We start from the raw sequence: 862 nt of genomic DNA, 5'->3' as shown, positions 1-862 counted from the left end.
TGTGAGGGTATCATTTCCTAAACCACCTGTGAGAATGTTAGCTGCTGCGTTACCTGTAATGTTGTTATTTAGTTCATTACCTGTACCATTAATAGCGGTTGTTCCTTGTAACGTTAGGTTTTCGGTATTGGTGGTTAAGGTATAGGTTACAGTGCTGAAAACGCTATCTGTTCCTTGATTTACCGATTCAGTGATGATATCTGCTGTACTGTCAACATAGTAGGAGTCATTACCAGCGCCACCAATTAAAGTATCAGCGCCCGTACCACCGGTGAGAATGTTATCGGCTGCGTTACCTGTAATGATATTATTTAGTTCATTACCTGTACCATTAATAGCGGTTGTTCCCTGTAACGTTAGGTTTTCGGTATTGGTGGTTAAGGTATAGGTTACAGTGCTGAAAACGCTATCTGTTCCTTGATTTACCGATTCAGTGATGATATCTGCTGTACTGTCAACATAGTAGGAGTCATTACCAGCACCACCAATGAGGGTATCATTTCCTAAACCACCTGTGAGGGTATCATTTCCTAAACCACCTGTAAGAACGTTATTACCAGTGTTACCGATGAGGGTATTATTGAGGTTATTACCAGTACCGTTAATAGCGGTTGTTCCCTGTAACGTGAGGTTTTCTAAGTTGGTTTTTAATGTCCAAGTGATAGAAGATTCAACGGTATCTATTCCACCATTTAAACCTTCAGCAATGATATCACCAATATCGTCTACGACAAAGGTATCATTTCCTTTACCACCGATTAAAAAGTCTATACCTGCTCCCCCGTTCAGAGTGTCATTACCGTCTCCACCGGTTAAATCATCGTTTCCCGTACCACCTTTAATCCAATCATTACCAGTAGTA

1 protein-coding gene is annotated in these 862 nt (G+C 40.8%); it reads right to left on the bottom strand.

Features of this window, described 5'->3' with window-relative positions; all coding sequences use genetic code 11:
- Positions 1 to 862: calcium-binding protein (locus ACIR310F_RS22055; RefSeq protein ID WP_035367851.1), on the bottom strand; the 862-nt coding region annotated here is incomplete at both ends.

This window comes from Dolichospermum circinale AWQC310F, assembly GCF_000426925.1.
Classification (GTDB): domain Bacteria; phylum Cyanobacteriota; class Cyanobacteriia; order Cyanobacteriales; family Nostocaceae; genus Dolichospermum; species Dolichospermum circinale.
Note: the sequence above shows the minus strand (reverse complement) of the source record. Positions and strands in the feature narration are given on the sequence as shown.